This window comes from Streptomyces sp. CY-1, from assembly GCF_047218265.1.
In the GTDB taxonomy this organism is placed as follows: Bacteria; Actinomycetota; Actinomycetes; order Streptomycetales; family Streptomycetaceae; genus Streptomyces; species Streptomyces niphimycinicus.
On sequence record NZ_CP178393.1, the window covers coordinates 3,905,436 to 3,923,186 of the forward strand.

Consider the following 17,751-nt stretch of genomic DNA (forward strand, 5'->3'; position numbering starts at 1 on the left):
GTCCACCATGCCGCAGAGTCATGAGGAACACACCGGCGCACGCATCGCGGACTATCGGAAACTGCGTCAACTCACCCAGACCGCACTCGCGCAACGTTCGTTCCTCTCCCGCGGGACCATCGCCAAGGTCGAGCGCGGCCTGGCTCCGGCCACGCCCTCCGTCGTAGCCGCCGTCGCCCGGGTTCTTCAGGTGGACGTCGCTGTGCTCAACGGCCAGCCGTACACCTCCGAGTTGCAGCAGGACCATCTCGACCGCCTGATCTCCCCACTGTCCGAGGCGCTCGACATGTACGACCTCGGGCCAGACCCCCACATCACCCCCCGGCCCATCGACCAGGTGGAGAGCGATGTGCGGGCGCTGTGCGCCGGGGCCTCCGCCACCGAGTACAAGGACATCGGATCGAAGCTGCCTGGTCTGCTCGGCGAACTCACCACCATGGTCAGCCTGCTGTCGCCAGGCGAGAACTACCGGCGCGCTGCCTCGTCGCTGAGCTGGTGCTACTGGGTCGCGTACGAGTTCGCCTACCGGGTCGGCTACCACGATCTCGCCACCATCGCGTTGGAGCGTATGGGGTGGATGGCCGAGCAGGCACAGGACCCGCTGCTGCTCGCCATCCGCCTGAACAAGCGGTCGAGCATGCTGCTCCGACGCGGGAACAACCAGATGTCGCTCCAGGTCATCACGCGCGGCCATCGACTCATCGGCCAGGTCGAGCAGCCCAAGTCAGTGAAGGCGCTCGCGGTGACCGGCAGCCTGCATCTCGCGTCGGCTATCGCGGCCGCCCAAGCCAAGGACGCTGACGCCGTCACCGGGTACATGGGCCTGGCACGCGAGATGGCCAAGAAGATCGGCCGGGATGTGCCGGACGTCTACTGGTCGTCGTTCGGCCTGACGAATGTGCAGCACTTCGACGTCGCGACGAGCGTGGAGCTCGGTGAACTCGGCGAAGCGGTGAAGCTGTCCAAGAAGCTGCACTTCCCGGAGACGCACCCTCGCATGCGGGTCGGCCGGTACTACATCGAGATGGCCCGTGCCTACGCGCAGATGGGCAAGACGGAACCTGCCGAGCGGTTCCTGGTACGGGCACGGAAGGTAGCGCCGCAGCAGGCCCGGTATCACCCGCTGATGCGCGAGACCATCGGCGTCCTGGTGCGCCGTCAGCGGCGGGCGCCTGAGTCTCTGTCGTCGTTGGCCGCGTGGGTGGGCATGTAACAGCGCCAAGGTGCCCCATTGTTCCGTATCTGGGAACACTGAGGGCCTTGCTGGTCGGCACGATGTGACGGTCAGAACACAGACCGCGCACGGAGCCGACCATGACGGAGACGCTGGCGAAAGGCGACAGGCACCCGTGTCGGTCCGAGCGGAGACGCATCTGACGAGCCGCACCCCTCTGACCTACGGCCTGGAGGGGACTACCGCCGCGTCAAGGAGGCGCGACGCCCCTCACCGAAATGGGGGCCGCTCAGCCGCACCGGCGGAGCGGGGCGCGGGTACCGTTCTGAGTGTCGGAGTCAGAACGGAGTTCAGCATGCCATACGGCAACGACGAACATACCGGCGGAATCGGGCAGCGCATCGCCGAACTGGGCGCCGTCCGTGGCTACTCACTACGACAGCTAGGGCAACGCTCGCACGTCTCCGCGTCCATGCTCTCGATGATCGAGAAGGGGGACCGGAACGCCAGTGAGGAGATCGTGGCGGCTGTGGCCCGCGCCCTCGACGTAGGCGTGTCCAACCTGCGCGGCCAGCCCTACCGCCAGCAGCTTCAGCAGGACCGCATCGACCGCATGATCGAGCCTCTCGGCGGGGCCCTCGACAACTGGGACCTCGACCCCGACCCGGCCGCACCCCCGCCACGCCCGCTCGCCGACCTGCGCGCCGACGTGGCGCGCACGATCCAGATGCGCGCCGCAGCCAACTTGGGCGGGCTCGCCGAGAAACTGCCCTCCCTCATTGCCGAGATCCTTCACGCCATCCACGTCCAGGACGACCTCGGTCATGCGCGCGAGGAGTTGTACGGCCTCCAGGCCGAGGCGGCACGCGGCGTGTGGCGTGTGGCGTACCGGGTCGGAGAGATGCACCTTGCCCGCCTGGCACTGTCACGTATGGCGCAGGCCGCGGCCCAGTCAGGTGACCCACGGCAGGCCGCGGTCGAACGATGGATGCGTGCGCAGACCAGCGTCGAGGGTGGGCGCCCGGGAGTCGAGACCGGGCTCCGTCTGGTCAACCAGGCCCTCAAGGAACTGGACGACGACGGCTCCTCGGAGACCCTGGCGGTACGCGGGGCGCTGCACTTGAAGGGCTCCATCCTCGCCTCCCGCCAGGGAGACAAGGACGGTTCCGACGCGTGGCTGGAGGAAGCGCGCGGGATGGCACAAGAGACGGGCGAGACGCGCGTCTACGAGCTGACATTCGGGCCGACGAACGTGGAACTGCACGCAGTTGCCGCAGCGGCGGACCAGGACAAGCACGGGCTGGCGCTGAAGCGTGCGGCCAAGGTGGAGATCCCGCAGGACTATCCACCGGGCCGGGCCGGGCACTTCTACATCGATCTGGCGAGGGCCCAGGCGTGGACCGCCCGCCATGACGAGGCGTTCGAGTCCCTGCTCAAGGCACGGGAGACGGCGCCGCAGATGACGCGGCATCACCCGCAGGTGCACGAGACGGCGGCGGCGTTGCGCAGGGCGCGGACGCGGGTGCCCGATCCGTTGCGCGAGTTCTCCCTGTGGTGCGGTGTGTAGCGAGTCAATCACCCTAAGTCAAGGACCCTGGCGTTCACAGTCTGTGGACACCAGGGTCTTGCTGCGTAGGCAGCATGTGACGGTCAGAACACAGACCGTGCACGGAGCCGACCATGACGACGACGAGAAACCTGCCGTGGACACCGCCGAACACCGAGGACATCGAGCCGTTACCGGTGGGCAGATGGTGGGACGTCGTGTCCGCGCCCATCGCCGTCGCGGACCGCGCACTTGAGCTGCTCGGCAGCCGGTCCGGCGCCGTCATCCAGGACGGCGCCTACGGCAAGACCTACTGGCTCATCGGCAGCGGCGCCGCCCGAAGCTGGTGCATGCGGCAGATCCGCGTACTCACCGAACTCGCGGACGAAAGCACCCTCCTCGGCGTGCCGCCGGCCACATGGGGGCCCGAGCACCAAACGCACTGGCGGATCCCGCTCGGCCCCGACCGCTACCTCACCGACCCCGACCACCTGGCCCCCGCCCTGCGCCAGGCCACCGAGGACGTACTCGGCCCCGTCCCGGAAGGCCGCCAGCTCTGCTACCGCTGCCAGTTGCCCACCGACGAACCGGTCCCGGTAACGATGGAGCACACCGGCAGCGTCGCCGGCGCGACCATCTACGCCTGCCCCACCCACGCCCGCGACTACCCGCGCGACGCGGTAACCCAGGCCGCCGCCATGCGCCGCGCCCTCGACCGGGGCAGAACCCGATGACAGCCCCCGAGCACACCCCCGAACAGACCCCCGACCCGTTCTCCGACCAAGCCTGGCGCGCCGCCATCGAACACGCCGCGGGCTGCCCCGCCTGCCGCACACCCGGCGCCCAATGCGTAACCGGCGAACGACTGCTCCGCGCCTACGAGACGGCCACGCGACAAGCCCGGTCGGCGGAAGCCATATGAGCCACCGCCAACCCGCACAGAAAAGCCCCCCGCCCCGGCCGGGGCGGGACTTCACACGGACGGACGCCCAGGCGCCCGTACTCAGGAGGTGGAACGGTGACTGTCGAGAACAAGCACAAGGGTGATCCCGCCCCGATCAAGCCGTGGACGCCCCCGCCGCCGCCCCCGCCGGACGGCACACCGCCCCCGAGGGAGAAGTGAGGGCCCATGACCGAGGACTGGCGACCACGTCACGCGGCACTGGTGGAAGCCCTCGCCGCGTCCGGCGAACTGCCTGACGCATGGCGTCCGGCCTTCGACGCCGTGCCACGCCACCGCTTCATCCCCGGCGACATCTGGGAGCAGCGGGCCACCTGCGTTCCCGTCACGACGGACGCGGCCTGGTGGGACCTCGTCCACCGGGATGTGCCGATCGTGACGCAGGTGGACGACGGGCAGAGCGACGGCCCAGGAATCGCGACCTCGTCCAACTCCATGCCCACGATGGTGGCGCGCATGCTCACCGCGCTCGATGTCGCCGACGGGCAGCGGGTGTTGGAGATCGGCACCGGCAGCGGCTGGAACGCCGCACTCCTCGCCGCGCGCCTGGGGAGCGGGAACGTCACCACCGTCGAGGTCGATCCGGTGCTGGCGGAGAAGGCCGCGAAGGCCATCAAGGAGGCCGGATACAGCCCTGACGTCGTATGGGGCGACGGCGCACGGGGTTGGAAATCCGGGGCGCCGTACGACCGGATCATCGCGACCTGTTCGGTGCGCCGCATCCCCCACGCATGGGTACGGCAGACCACACCTGGCGGGCGCATCCTCGCCCCGCTGGCAGGAGACTTCTGGTCCGGGGCGCTGGTACGGCTCGACGTGGGCGGCGACGGGGTGGCCTCCGGCCGGTTCATCGGCGGTGCCCGGTTCATGCCGATGCGCTCGGAGCGCCCCGGCCCGGACCTCCCGGTGGACAGCGGAACCGGGCGGCGCGGCAGCACCGGCCCGCTTCCCGCCGACACCATGGCGGGCCTCGGCTTCGCGCTCTACGCGGGCGCGAAACTGCCGGGCGTGGTCATGGCCGACGGAGCACCCGACGGCAGATATCAGATCTGGCTCCACGATCGGAGTGGGTCGGCGGCCACGGTCACCCAGGAGGAGGTGTGGCAGTACGGCCCACGCCAGTTGTGGGACGAGGCCACCGCCGTGCACACCGCATACGTGAACGACGGCAGCCCGGACTCCGGCGACTTCGGGCTGACCGTGTTCCCCGGCGGACAGCGGCTCTGGCTACGCTCACCCGACGCGCCCCTCGGCTGACGGACAAAACTCGGCTGAGGAACGAATGAAGGGGGCGGCACCTCCGCACAAGGTGCCGCCCCCTTTGAGATCCGGAGCCGCTGCCGGGGATGAGGGTGGGTGTTTCCCGGCGCCGGCTCCGGTGGCCTTATCGGCTCATGGCCTCAACGGCTCGTGGCCTACCGCCCGTTCGCCGCCGCTCGGCCCGCCTCCAGGCGGGCCACGGGGATGCGGAACGGGGAGCAGGAGACGTAGTCCAGGCCCACTTCGTGGAAGAAGTGGACGGACTCCGGGTCGCCGCCGTGCTCACCGCAGACGCCCAGCTTGAGGTCGGGGCGGGTGGCGCGACCGGCTTGGGCGGCGTCGCGGACGAGGGCGCCGACGCCGTCCTTGTCGATGGTCTCGAACGGGCTGACGCCGAAGATGCCCTTCTCCAGGTAGGCGGTGAAGAAGCTGGCCTCGACATCGTCGCGGGAGAAGCCCCAGACGGTCTGGGTGAGGTCGTTGGTGCCGAAGGAGAAGAAGTCGGCGGACTCGGCGATCTGGGCGGCGGTCAGCGCGGCGCGCGGCAGCTCGATCATCGTGCCGAGGGTGAGCTTGAGGTCCACGCCGTGGGCCTGCTCGACCTCGGCGATGACCCGCTCGGCCTCCTCGCGGACGATCTCCAGCTCCTGGACCGTGCCGACGAGCGGGATCATGATCTCGGCCCGCGGGTCGGCCTTGGCGTTGCAGCGCTCGGCGGCGGCCTCGGCGATGGCCCGTACCTGCATGGCGAACAGGCCGGGGATGACCAGGCCGAGCCGTACGCCGCGCAGGCCCAGCATCGGGTTCTGCTCATGGAGCCGGTGCACGGCCTGGAGCAGCCGCAGGTCGTTCTCGTTGTGGTCCTTGCGGGACTCGGCGAGCGCGACGCGCACCGACAGCTCGGTGATGTCGGGCAGGAACTCGTGCAGCGGCGGGTCGAGCAGCCGGACGGTGACGGGCAGCCCGTCCATCGCCTCGAAGAGCTCGACGAAGTCGTCCCGCTGGAGGGGCAGCAGCCCGTCGAGCGCCGTGTCCCGCTCCTCGTCGGTGTGGGCGAGGATCAGCCGCTCGACCATCTCGCGCCGCTCGCCGAGGAACATGTGCTCGGTACGGCACAGCCCGATGCCCTGGGCGCCGAACCGCCGGGCGCGGGCGGCGTCCTCGGCGTTGTCCGCGTTGGCCCGTACGCGCAGTCGGCGCACCCGGTCCGCGTACGCCATGATCCGGTGCACCGCGCCGACCAGCTCGTCCGCGTCGTCGGCGCCCGCGTGCATGCGGCCCTCGAAGTACTCCACGACCGGCGAGGGCACTACCGGGACCTCGCCGAGGTAGACCTTGCCGGAGGAGCCGTCGATCGAGACGACGTCGCCCTCCTCGATGACGACGCCGTCCTTGCCGTCCCGGCCGGGGACCGTCATCCGGCGCCGCTTGGTGTCGACTTCGAGCTCCTCGGCGCCGCACACACAGGTCTTGCCCATGCCGCGGGCGACGACGGCGGCGTGTGAGGTCTTGCCGCCGCGCGAGGTCAGAATGCCCTCCGCGGCGATCATGCCGTCGAGGTCGTCGGGGTTGGTCTCGCGGCGGATGAGGATGACCTTCTCACCCGAGCGCGACCACTTGACGGCGGTGTACGAGTCGAAGACGGCCTTGCCGACGGCGGCGCCCGGGGAGGCGGCGATGCCCCGCCCGATCTTCTGGACGGTGTCGCCGGAGGCCACCTCGTCGTCGAAGCGCGGGAACATCAACTGGGCGAGCTGCGCCCCGGTGACCCGGCGCAGCGCCTCGGCCTCGTCGATGAGCCCCTGGTCGACGAGCTGGGTGGCGATGCGGAAGGCGGCACCGGCGGTGCGCTTGCCGACCCGGGTCTGAAGCATCCACAGCTTGCCGCGCTCGATGGTGAACTCGATGTCGCACAGGTCCTTGTAGTGCGTCTCGAGGGTTTCCATGATCTGCATGAGCTGGTCGTAGGACCGCTGGTCGATCTGCTCGAGGTCGGCCAGCGGGACCGTGTTGCGGATGCCCGCGACCACGTCCTCGCCCTGGGCGTTCTGGAGGTAGTCGCCGTAGACGCCCTGGTGGCCGCTGGCCGGGTCGCGGGTGAAGGCGACGCCGGTGCCCGAGTCGGGGCCGAGGTTGCCGAAGACCATGGAGCAGATGTTGACCGCGGTGCCGAGGTCGTGGGGGATGCGCTCCTGGCGGCGGTAGAGCTTGGCGCGGTCGCCGTTCCAGGAGTCGAACACGGCCCGTACGGCGAGGTCCATCTGCTCGCGCGGCTCCTGCGGGAAGCTCCGGCCGGTCTCCTTGGCGACGATGTTCTTGAACTCGCCGACCAGCTTCTTGAGGTCCGCGGCGTCGAGGTCGACGTCCACGGTGACGCCCTTGGCCTGCTTGGCGTCGTCGATGGCCTCCTCGAAGAGGTCGCCGTCCACACCGAGCACGGTCTTGCCGAACATCTGGATGAGGCGCCGGTAGGAGTCCCAGGCGAACCGGTCGTCACCCGCCTGCGCGGCGAGCCCGGCCACGGACTGGTCCGAGAGGCCGATGTTGAGGACGGTGTCCATCATGCCGGGCATCGAGAACTTGGCGCCGGAGCGTACGGATACGAGGAGGGGGTCGTCCGCCTGGCCGAGTTTCTTGCCCATCTTCGCTTCGAGGGCGTCGAGGTGCGCACTCACCTCGTCGCGCAGGGCCGCGGGTTCCTCACCGCTGTCGAGGTAGACCTTGCATGCCTCGGTGGTGATGGTGAAGCCCGGTGGCACGGGGAGACCGAGATTGGTCATCTCGGCGAGATTGGCTCCCTTACCGCCGAGCAGGTCTTTGAGATCCTTGTTGCCCTCGGTGAAGTCGTAAACGAACTTCTGCTGATCTTGTGTTTCCGGCACGGGACTCGATCTCCTCGGCTCGGCTGCCCTGACGGCGGGGAGCGTACCCAGATCAAAGGCCCCTGAGCAGGTCCACTCCACCGTCATACGACCGTAACCACCCGCCTGCCACGTGTTCGAAAGTACGGTGCCCGATCGAGGCTCGCTTGAAGTGCCTTCAAGCCTCGAACACACACCCACCCTCCGCCCGTGGCGGACGCTTGGAATTTCACTATACGTAACCGTTGGTTCGAGGTGTCGAACATCAAGTGGGTGGCACTGAGTGCCACGCATTGGAGAGGTGAGCGCAGCGGAGGACCACCGGATCACCCCTCGACCACTGCTCATATGAGCGACGCCCCGATCAGAGTGGCGAGAATCACGCCTTGTCAGAGCCCATTGTCTCGCGTTTTGGATACAACGAGAGGGGTGCTGCTCAAACGAGCGACACGCCGGAGGGGCGGCCGACCACCTCTGAGGACGCCGAGGGGCAGCGGACCAGCTTCGCTGCCGCCCCCTCCCCCGGCCCCACTCCGTTTCGGAGGGCCAAGGCCCGGCGTTCCCCGCGAACGAATCGCGCCATATTTCAGGACGCCCGGTCGTCCTCCGGCCCCCGCAGCCCGGCCAGGGCCTCGCGAGTCCTGACCGTGCAGTTGTGCTCCTCGCCCAGGACGCGCTCGGCGATCTCCAGCACGGCCCGCCACTCGGCCTCGGCCTCGTCGGGGCGGCCGAGGCCCTTGAGCGTGGTGCCGAGGTTGTGCCGGGTCCACAGGGTGCTGACATGCTCCGGTCCCAGGACGCGCTGCCGGGCGGTGAGCGTCTCCCGGATCTCCGTCTCGGCCTCCGCGAACCGGCCCAGCTTGTTGAGCACATTGCCCAGGCTGTGCCGGGCGGCCAGGGTGTTCCTGGACTCGGCTCCCATGGACCGCGTGCGCCCCTCGACCACCCGGCGGTACAGGGCTTCGGACTCCTCGTAGCGCTCCTGATCACGCAGCAGGGCCGCCAGTTGGACGACGGTCAGCAGGGCGCTCGGGTCGTCCGGGCCCAGCACCCGGGCCTCCCCCTCCATGGTCAGGCGGTACTCCCGCTCGGCCTCCGCCACCCGCCCGAGGCTCGACAGGGCCCCGGCGCGGCTGTAGCGCGCGACCAGCGTCGCCTGCGCTTCCGGTCCCACCACGCGGATCCGGTCCTGGAGCTCCTGGGTGAACGCCTCCAGCGCCTCCTCGTGCCGCCCGGCCAACCCCATGCTGACCGCCAGATAGTGCCGGGTGGTGAGGGCGTTGGGATGGTCGCCCCCGAGCACGGCGGTCTGCCGTTCCAGAAGGTCGCGATGGGCCGCCTGCGCCTCGTCGTGCCGCCCCTGATCGTCCAGGATCAGCGCTCGCATCCGCAAGGCGGTCAACGACTCGTCGTGCCGCTCCCCGACGGAGGCGAACGTCTCCGCCACCAGCGCGTCGGCCTCCGCCTCCGCCTCGGTGTACCGCCGCAGGCTGCGCAGGCGGTCGATGCGGTTGCGGCGCGCCCGGCGCACCCGCCAGTGGGTGGGGCTCAGGGCCGCCGACGTCCTGTCGACCAGGTCGTGCCACAGCGACTCCGCCTCCTCGTGGCGCTGCCCGAGGTTCAGGATGTCGCCGAGCGTGAAGAGCGCCGTCATCAGCGCCGAGTCCACCTCCGACTCCGCCGACGCCGCGCATTCCTCGGCCGCCGCCCGCATCTCGGCCTCCGCCTCGTCGAGCCGGTTCTGCCGCCGCAGCGCGGTGGTGAGCCAGGCCCGTGCGTTGACGGTCTCGTGGTTCGTGGGCCCGTGCAGTTCCCGCGCCATGGACAGCGAGACCCGGAGTTCCTCCTCGGCCTCCGCCACCCGCCCGAGGTCCAGCAGCAGACGCCCGCGCCTGAAGTGCTTGGCCTCGATATGCGACCGGGAGTCGTCGCCCCGCCGCTCCCACGCCTCGATCAGCGTGCGGCACTCCTCCTCCGCCGCGTCCGCCCGCCCGGCGTCGCTCAGCAGGTCCACGAGATAGCCGCGGGCGAAGAGCGTGTAGTCGTCCTCCGCGCCGTGCACCCTTCCCGAGATCGCGACCACCGCGCGCAGCTCGCGCTCCGCATCCTCGTGCTCCCCGAGCTTGTTCAGGGTGATCGCCAGATGCCCGCGGAGGTTGCGGGATTCGAGGTCCTCCCGGGACCTGAGCCCCTCGATCTGCTCCCGCGCCACCTCCCGCAGCTCGGCCACGTGCTCCGCCCACCCGGCGTCGATGAGCTGCTCGGCCATATCGGGCAGGGTCCGCACTCCCCACCAGCCGGTTTCGTCGTTGCGCTGGTCGGCCTCGGCCAGCATCTTGTCGACGTAGTCACGCACCGACTTCGGCAGCCCTTCGTCCGCCGCGATCCGCCGCACCACCGCCATCACCGGCGGCTGGACCTGCTCGGAGGTGTAGGAGCGGGGCGGGAAGGCGACGGCCGGTGCCACCGGCCGCCGTTCGGGCACCTCCGGCGGCGGCGCCGGATCGTCCGGGCCCTCCTCCAGCAGCCCCAGCCGCGACAGCAGCTCCGGGGACGCCGCCGCGAACGGGCGGGCCTCCTCGGCGACGCGGGAGTCCCCGTGGTCGCCGGAGAGCCGGGCGCGGAACTCGGGGCCGCTGCCCTGCCGGTGCAGCAGGAACGCGGTGACCTGCGCCGCCGTCTCCAGCGCGTCCGTCGTCCGGACCGCGTCCAGCAGCAGATCCGCGACCCCCGAATGGAACTCGTACTCCTCCGCGCCCACCGCCCGCCTCCGCAGCAGCCCGCCCAGGAACACCTCGGCCAACTGCGCCGGGTGGAACCGCTCCCCACGGCCCGCCCCCGCCTGGTGGATCAGCCGCATCACCGGCAGCGTCAGCGGATGGACCGTGGCCAGCGCCCCGGCCAGGCGCTGGGCCTCGGGCGAGGCGGCGCCCCGGAAGCGGCGCAGCCGCTCCTCGGCCGTGGGCTCGGGGACATGGGCCGTGGCCCGCGCGGCCACCGGCTTCTCCGCGCCGTCGAGCAGCATGACCGGCAGCGGCGCGCCGCCGCCCGTACCGGTGAGCGCCGCCCACGCGCCCAGCTCGCCCTCGGCCAGCTCCAGCACGGGCACCGGCGTCTTGCCGTCGTACGACACCATGCCGCGCGGCAGCACCGGATGGCGCACGGACAGCGCGCGGCCCGGGCTGCCCTCCCGGCCGCCGGCGTCGACCAGCAGCCGCTGGGTGGGCATGCCGCGCTCCGGCCACATCCGCGCGGGCAGCGGCTGGAGGACCGCCACCGGCGAGTGGCGGGCCCAGCGGCGCAGCAGCCGGGGAATCGCGCCGCCGCGCCAGCCCGGGCCCACCCCGTCCGAGAGGACCAGCATCACGGTGCGGCCGGAGGTGTCGGTGAGCTGGCGCGCGGTGCGGCGCGGGGCGCCGGGGGCGTACGGGCGCGCCCTGAGCACGGGTGCGGCGTCCTGGGCGCCGTCCAGGCCCTGGGCGCTGTCCAGGCCGTAGGTCCGTACGGAGCGGAAGGCGCCCTGCCGCTCCAGCAGTCCGCGCACCTCGGCGGCGAGCTGCTGCCACAGCACCATCGACGGGCCGTCGTCCACGATGAGCGCGACGCTCAGCCAGCGCTCGGGGCGGGGGCGCAGCACCACGTCCGGCAGCCCGGTTTCGGCGATCCACTCGGCGGTGGCGGTCTCATCCACGCAGAAGGACGTACGGGACGGCACGCTCCGCCGCAGCGGCCGCAGCGCGCGGGAGAGCCCGCGCGCCGCCGGGAGCGCCCGGACGCCCCGGACGCCGACGGCGCGCGCCGGGCGGGCCGCGGCGGGCCGGGCGGCACCGGGGGCGTAGAGCCCGGCGGGGGCGAGCGGGCCGGGCTCGGGCCCGCCTTCGGCGGGTGCCCCGGTGAGCTGCCGCTTGTCGCCCTTACCGTCGTCGTCGCCGTCGGCCGCGCCGGAGGCGGGACCGGTGACACCCGGGGACGGCGTGGGTTCCCCTTCCTCGCTCCGCGCCGGGGCCGTGGTCGCGGCGAACCACAGGGCGTCGCGCAGCTCCTCCTCGGAGAGCTCGACGCCCGCGTCCTCCAGCAGGGCACACAGCCGCTCGATCATTACGCGTCGACTTCGTTCAGCGAACGGAACAGCTTGTCGAGGACGTCCTGGTCGACCCGCACCCCGGAGGACCGCAGCCGGACCGCGTTGAGGAGTTGATCGGTGGCCAGCTCCCGCTCGTTGCGCCGGGACACGAAGTCGGCGATCAGCTCCTGGGCCCGGGCGCCGATCTCCTCGCCCAGATGCATGGTGACGATCCGCTGGAGCTGCCGCTCATCGGGCTGCTTGAGGTCGAGCCGGACGCAGCGGCGCAGAAACGCCGGGGGGAACTCGCGCTCGCCGTTGCTGGTGATGACGACGACGGGGAAGACACTGCAACTGACCCAGCCGCCGGTGATCTCGACCTTGTCCCGGGAGCCGGCGAACTGCACGTGGATCCCCGTGTCCTCCCCCAGGCGGGCCAGTTCCGGAATCTCGAACTCGCCCTCCTCGAAGACCGTAAGGAGGTCATTGGGCAGGTCGACATCGCCCTTGTCCAGCTCGTCCACGAGCAGCACGCGCGGCCGGTCGGCCGGGAGCAGCGCGGTGCCGAGCGCGCCGAGCCGCAGATAGTCGCCGATGTCCGGCTCGGATTCGGCGGTCTTGGCGGCCCCGGTGCCCCCCGCGGTCTCGTCGGCGCGCCGCTTGAGGGAGGCTTCGCGCAGCCGCCCCACCGCGTCGTACGAGTAGAGGCCCTCGGTCAGCGTGGAGCGGCTGTTGACCGGCCAGTGCAGCACCTCGCCCAGCTTCAGCTCACGCGCGATGGCGTGGGCCAGGGTCGACTTGCCGGTGCCGGGGCGGCCGGTGACCAGCAGCGGGCGGTGCAGATGCAGCGCCATGTTGACGACGTCGCGGTCCTCGTCGGAGATCAGATACGGCAGCGGCCGCTGCTGGTCCCGGCGCCGCGCGTCGTCGCCGAAGCGCCGCCACGGCGGGGCGGTGGGCCAGGTCTCCACCTCGTGGGGCTCGGTGTCGCCGCCCTGGAAGAGCCGCCAGTCCTGTGCCATCTTCTTCGTCTCTCCTCAGGGTGCGGACAGGTCGAGTTGGTCGGGGAGCGGGCGGTGCGGATCGTCCCACAGCAGCGCCATATGGCGGCCATGGTGGCTCTCGTCGGCCTCGCTCGCCGACCGGAGCTTGCGCAGATGCTGGGGCAGGGACCGCAGCCGTTCGCTGCCGAGCAGGGTCGTCAACTCGGCCCGCGCGGTGGCGGCTTCCGCCTCGCCATGCCATATGAGGACGGGTACCCCGTCGAACAGGCAGGCGTTGAAGACATCCGACCGGGCCCGCGAGGGAGTGGTCAGCACCAGGCCCGGAACGTCCTCCTGCCCCTGGAGGACGCCGTGGACCTGCTTGAACGTGTCCAGGTGGGCGGGCAGCCACTCCAGATCCTCGGTCCCCGCCGAGTCGACCCGCTCCCAGCGCCGCTTCCAGACGTGCCGCTGGTTGTCCCGGAGTTCGGTGCAGCGCACCACGACCGGATAGTCCGTGCCGAGTGAGCGCTCCAGGGGCTTATCGGCGTCGAGCTGCCAGCGGTGCACGGCCAGTTCGAGGTCGGTGGGGGCCACGAAGAACTCCACGAGGGTGTCACGCGTACGGGCATGTGTCTTCAGGAGCTCATCGATGCCGCGCTGTATCTCCTCCAGGGAGGCGGGGGTGTCCTCCTTGGCCAGGGCGTTGACGTCCTCGCCGCGCCGCGTCCACACCTCGTACCGACGCCGCTGTCCGGCGTCGTTGGACGGGTGGAGCCGGATCTGGATCCGCTGGTCCTGGGCGAGACCGGCGGCCTTGACGCCCTCGGCGTACTCCTCGGCCTCGCCGCGCCGCTCCATCAACTGGCCCTTCAGCCCAAGCCGTTCGGCGCACCGCAGCGACCAGGCGCGCAGATCGGCCGCGACCGCCCCCTCGTCGACGGCCGCGAAGCGCTCCACGACCCTGAGCAGTTGGGGAAGCTGATCCGGTTTGGGGAGCAGTTCCTCCAGCGCGTCGGCGAGCACGGCCGGATCGTGGCACGAGAGATCGACGAGGCCGAACAGCGCACGGGCCTCCTCGGCGACGTCGTACCGGCCCCGCTCGTCCAGCCGCCCCAGCAGCGCGACCAGCTCCGTGTACTCGGCGTGGGTCAGCCACTGGTCCTGAAGGACATGGCACGCCTTGCGGATCTCGGTGCGGACCGGCGTGTGGGCGCTCAGCTCGGCGAGGAGGGTGACGGTGCCATGCGGGTTCTCCAGCGCCCAGTCGACCAGTTCCTCGGCCGAGGGCGGCGTCGTGGCGGGCGGGCCGGTGGTGAAGTGCTCGCAGAGCCGGGCGGCGACCCTCCCCGCCGATCCGGCCGGATCCGCCCCGAGCAGCCCGGACGCCTCCAGGACCAGCGTCTCCCGGAACCGCCGCTTCTCCGGATCGAGGGGCGGGGCGGGCGGGCCGAGCCGGACCGTCCGCTCCTCCTGCTCCCAGTTGATGACGTGCATCGTCGGGTACTGCCGACTGCTCCCGGTCGCGCGCACTTGGGCGAACTCGTCCTGGACACCCCTCCAGACCCGGTCCAGATCCAGCCCCGCCCCGTCCGCGTCCCCGTCCGCGCCGGTGCCCGCCGCCTCGAGCTGCCGCAGCAGTGCGGAGGTGAAGCGCCCGGCGCCGTCCTGCTCCATGGCGACGGCCCCGGCCTGGCAGGCCCGCATCCAGAAGACCGGCCGCTCGGATCTGGTCTGGGCCACATTGGTGAGCGGCTGCGGGACGTCGGCCAGCTCGTGGACCCCGAGGGGAAGGGCCCGCCGGCAGGCGTCGATGACCACGGTGACCCGGTCCGCTCCGTCCCAGTGCACATGGTCGGTGCGCACCAGGTCCATCAGGCTGTCGGCGTCCAGCCCCTGGAGGTCGGTGTCGGAGGTCTCCGGGTACAGCAGGCTCCACCGGCCGCCCGGTGCCTGCACCCCGTGCCCGGCCCAGTAGATCCACAGCCAGTCGCCGTCGATCTCGCGCAGCCCCTCCCGGAAGACCTTGCGCACATTGGCGCGCTCCGCCGGGTGGTAGTCGGGGTGCGCCGCCTCCAGGGCCGCCCTGTTGCGCTCCATGGGCGAGGCCAGTAACTGGATGTTCTCCGGCGGTACGCCCCGCCCGGTCAGCCACTTCCGCATGCCGATGGCGTCGTGCACCGGGCCGTCGAGGTTCAGGGCGTCACTGCCGTTGTACCGCTCGACCGCCACGATCACGGCATGGGTGCGGCGCCAGTCGTGCTCCACCGCTGTCACTTCGGCAGCTCCGGGGCCAGCAGTTCGTACAGCCGCTGGTGGGCGAAGTACGAGGTGTGGGCGCGCGGGAAGGGCTGGCGGGTGTCGACCCGCAGATCGGTGACCCGGTCGGGGAAGACCTTCTCCCCGACGAAACCGAGCAGATCCTGCTCGTCGTAGACATTGATCCAGCGAGGAAAGCCGGCGGGCAGCGGCTCGCCACGGCGCAGCGCGGTGAGCGCGTCCAGCTCGTAGAGGAACGGCGCCTGCGAGCCGACCGTCACCAGCAGGTCCACCCCGGCGGGCGGATCGGGCTCGGCGAGCAGATCGACGCAGGCGATACCGCCGAGGCTGTGCGCGAGCAGTACGACCGGGCCGCCCCCTGCCGCGACCGCATCGCGCACGGCCTCCCGGATCGCGGCACGCACCCCGGCGCCGCGCACCTGGTAGCGGAGGATGTCGCCACTGGCCGGGACGGATCCCTTGGTGATCCCGCCACGGAAGGTATGGGCCAGTGAAGAGAGCGGCGAGAGGTAGGAGTTGAGCGCCCGTACGGCCACGCCCTTCGCGGCACGGGCGGCGAATCCGCCCCGGTCGGCGCCGCCCAACTGACCGGTGAGCGCGCCGACGACGGTGTCCCGGTCGGCGCCGTCCACCGCGAGCGGCTCATCGTCGCCGTGCGGGCCCTCGGCCCGCTGGACCGCCAGGGCGTACACGGCGCGGGCCGCGATCGCCTCGATACCGTCGGCGGGCGGCATACCGCCCAGGGTGCGGGAGATCTCCTGGGCCACGCGGCCACCGGCCGTGCCGAGGTGCGGCGCGAGGTCGGACACCAACGCGTCCAGGCTCCCCCCGCCGTCGGTCACGGCCTCCAGGCTCAGCCCGCGCGCCGTATCGGCGACGGCCTGCCAGGGGTCCTGACGGCCGGGGGCGAAACCGGCCCGCGCGCCTTGGCCGCGCCGCGCCTTCGCCGCCTCCGCGAACTCCCGCAGCTCGGCTAGCGGATCCACCTCCAGCAGCGCCCATACGGCGAGCGGATCGTCCTCGTCCAGCAGCTCGTCGGCGCCGACGCCGCGGTGCTTCGTCCGCACCGGGATCGACACCCCGTCCAGCCCCAGCGACGCTCCATGCTGCTCGCCCCAGAGGCAGCGGGCGACCCTGATCTCGGCTCTCACCCGCCCCAGGCCGCTCACGACCCGCGCGAAGCTCTTCTCGTACGACTTGGCCCGGACCCCCGTGCCGTGGACGAAGACGACGCTTGTCACCGATCCCCCCAGATCGTCCAGAACCCACCGCGACCACGAGCCCATTACTTTAACCCGTGATGACCTCGTGTGACCCCTGGACTACGGGACTGCTGGAGGCTGGATGGGGGGGTTCAGCCGCCCGAGGTGTCCAGCTCCGCGTCCGCGCCGACCCCGGCGCAGTCGTACGGGTCGTCCAGCCAGCCGTCGGGCAGCACCACGCGGTTGCGGCCCGAGGTGCGGCCGCGCGGGCCGTCGGCGCCGGGGGGCCACTCCTGGTCCAGGTCCAGCTCGGCCAGCAGGGCGTCCAGCTCGGCGAGGGACGAGGTGATCGCCAGCCGCTTGCGCATCTCCGAGCCGACCGAGAAGCCCTTGGTGTACCAGGCGACATGCTTACGGAAGTCGATCACGCCGCGCTCCTCGTCCTCCAGCCACTCGGCGAGCAGCTCGGCATGGCGGCGCATCACGGCCGCGACCTCCTTGAGCGTCGGCCGGGCATAGCTGGGCGCCTCGGAGCCGTCCACCGGCCCCGCCTGGCCCGGCTCGAACGCGGCCACCAGATCGCCGAAGAGCCAGGGCCGCCCGAGGCAACCGCGCCCCACGACGACGCCGTCACAGCCTGTCTCGCGCATCATCCGGACCGCGTCGTCGGCGGACCAGATGTCGCCGTTGCCCAGCACCGGGATCTCCGGGACGGCCTCCTTCAGCCGGGCGATCGCCTCCCAGTCGGCGGTGCCGCCGTAGTGCTGGGCGGCGGTGCGGCCGTGCAGGGCGATCGCGGTCACGCCCTCCTCGACCGCGATCCGGCCCGCGTCGAGGAAGGTGATGTGGTCGTCGTCGATGCCCTTGCGCATCTTCATGGTGACCGGCAGCGGGCCCGCGGCGGTCACCGCCTCGCGCAGGATCGAGCGCAGCAGATGCCGCTTGTACGGAAGCGCCGAGCCGCCGCCCTTACGGGTCACCTTGGGCACCGGGCAGCCGAAGTTGAGGTCGATATGGTCGGCGAGATCCTCGTCCACGATCATCTGGACGGCCTTGCCGACGGTCGTCGGATCCACCCCGTACAACTGGATGGAGCGCGGCTTCTCGCTCCCGTCGAAGTGGATCAGCCGCATCGTCTTGGCGTCCCGCTCCACCAGCGCCCGGGTGGTGATCATCTCGCTGACGAACAGCCCCTTACCACCGGAGAACTCCCGGCACAGGGTGCGGAACGGAGCGTTGGTGATCCCGGCCATCGGTGCGAGAACGACCGGCGGCTGGACCATATGCGGTCCGATCCGCAGCCGCGTCCCCGGCTGATGCGGAGTCTGCGGCGGCTGCGGCGTCTGCGTCATGGGGTCAGCTTCCTTGTGCGTACTACGGTGGAGAGAACGGGCCGATCTCTTATTGTCCCGCACCCGCCA

At 71.2% G+C, this 17,751-nt stretch carries 11 protein-coding genes; 5 read left to right on the forward strand and 6 right to left on the reverse strand.

Annotated features, from left to right (window positions below; genetic code table 11):
* Positions 1-7: 7 nt before the first annotated feature.
* The 5 genes from ACK1X7_RS17035 (at position 8) to ACK1X7_RS17055 (ending at position 4,938) form a co-directional block, all read left to right on the forward strand.
* Positions 8-1,213, forward strand: coding sequence for a helix-turn-helix domain-containing protein (locus ACK1X7_RS17035; RefSeq protein ID WP_398160034.1), 1,206 nt, complete (start codon positions 8-10; stop codon positions 1,211-1,213).
* Positions 1,214-1,529: 316 nt separating this feature from the next.
* Positions 1,530-2,741: a helix-turn-helix domain-containing protein gene (locus tag ACK1X7_RS17040; RefSeq protein WP_413115286.1), complete on the forward strand. Its 1,212-nt coding sequence runs from the start codon at positions 1,530-1,532 to the stop codon at positions 2,739-2,741.
* Between the two features lie 113 nt (positions 2,742-2,854).
* Positions 2,855-3,454 (forward strand): hypothetical protein, encoded by a 600-nt coding sequence (locus ACK1X7_RS17045; protein ID WP_413115287.1) that lies wholly within the window; start codon positions 2,855-2,857, stop codon positions 3,452-3,454.
* Positions 3,451-3,642, forward strand: coding sequence for a hypothetical protein (locus ACK1X7_RS17050; protein WP_413115288.1), 192 nt, complete (start codon positions 3,451-3,453; stop codon positions 3,640-3,642). Before ACK1X7_RS17045 ends, ACK1X7_RS17050 begins: the two co-directional genes overlap by 4 nt.
* Before the next feature lie 207 nt (positions 3,643-3,849).
* On the forward strand, positions 3,850-4,938 hold the full coding sequence (locus tag ACK1X7_RS17055; RefSeq protein WP_413115289.1) for a methyltransferase domain-containing protein: 1,089 nt from the start codon (positions 3,850-3,852) through the stop codon (positions 4,936-4,938).
* Between the two features lie 158 nt (positions 4,939-5,096).
* Here ACK1X7_RS17055 and ppdK read toward each other — a convergent pair whose 3' ends face one another.
* From ppdK to dusB, 6 genes are all read right to left on the reverse strand, one after another.
* Entirely contained in the window at positions 5,097-7,823 is a 2,727-nt protein-coding gene (ppdK, locus tag ACK1X7_RS17060; RefSeq protein ID WP_398160029.1) for a pyruvate, phosphate dikinase, read from the reverse strand.
* Positions 7,824-8,388: 565 nt separating this feature from the next.
* On the reverse strand, positions 8,389-11,901 hold the full coding sequence (locus ACK1X7_RS17065; protein ID WP_385146920.1) for an SAV_2336 N-terminal domain-related protein: 3,513 nt from the start codon (positions 11,899-11,901) through the stop codon (positions 8,389-8,391).
* On the reverse strand, positions 11,901-12,887 hold the full coding sequence (locus ACK1X7_RS17070; protein WP_390793320.1) for an AAA family ATPase: 987 nt from the start codon (positions 12,885-12,887) through the stop codon (positions 11,901-11,903). Before ACK1X7_RS17070 ends, ACK1X7_RS17065 begins: the two co-directional genes overlap by 1 nt.
* A gap of 15 nt (positions 12,888-12,902) precedes the next feature.
* Positions 12,903-15,125 carry a caspase family protein gene (locus tag ACK1X7_RS17075; protein ID WP_385146914.1) on the reverse strand — a complete coding sequence of 741 codons (2,223 nt, stop codon included), beginning with the start codon at positions 15,123-15,125 and terminating at the stop codon, positions 12,903-12,905.
* Entirely contained in the window at positions 15,122-16,369 is a 1,248-nt protein-coding gene (locus tag ACK1X7_RS17080) for a hypothetical protein (RefSeq protein WP_413115290.1), read from the reverse strand. The genes ACK1X7_RS17075 and ACK1X7_RS17080 overlap by 4 nt, the downstream gene beginning before the upstream one ends.
* 113 nt (positions 16,370-16,482) lie before the next feature.
* A complete protein-coding gene (dusB, locus tag ACK1X7_RS17085; RefSeq protein ID WP_413115291.1) occupies positions 16,483-17,682 on the reverse strand; it encodes a tRNA dihydrouridine synthase DusB in 1,200 nt (399 codons plus the stop codon).
* Between the last annotated feature and the right edge of the window lie 69 nt (positions 17,683-17,751).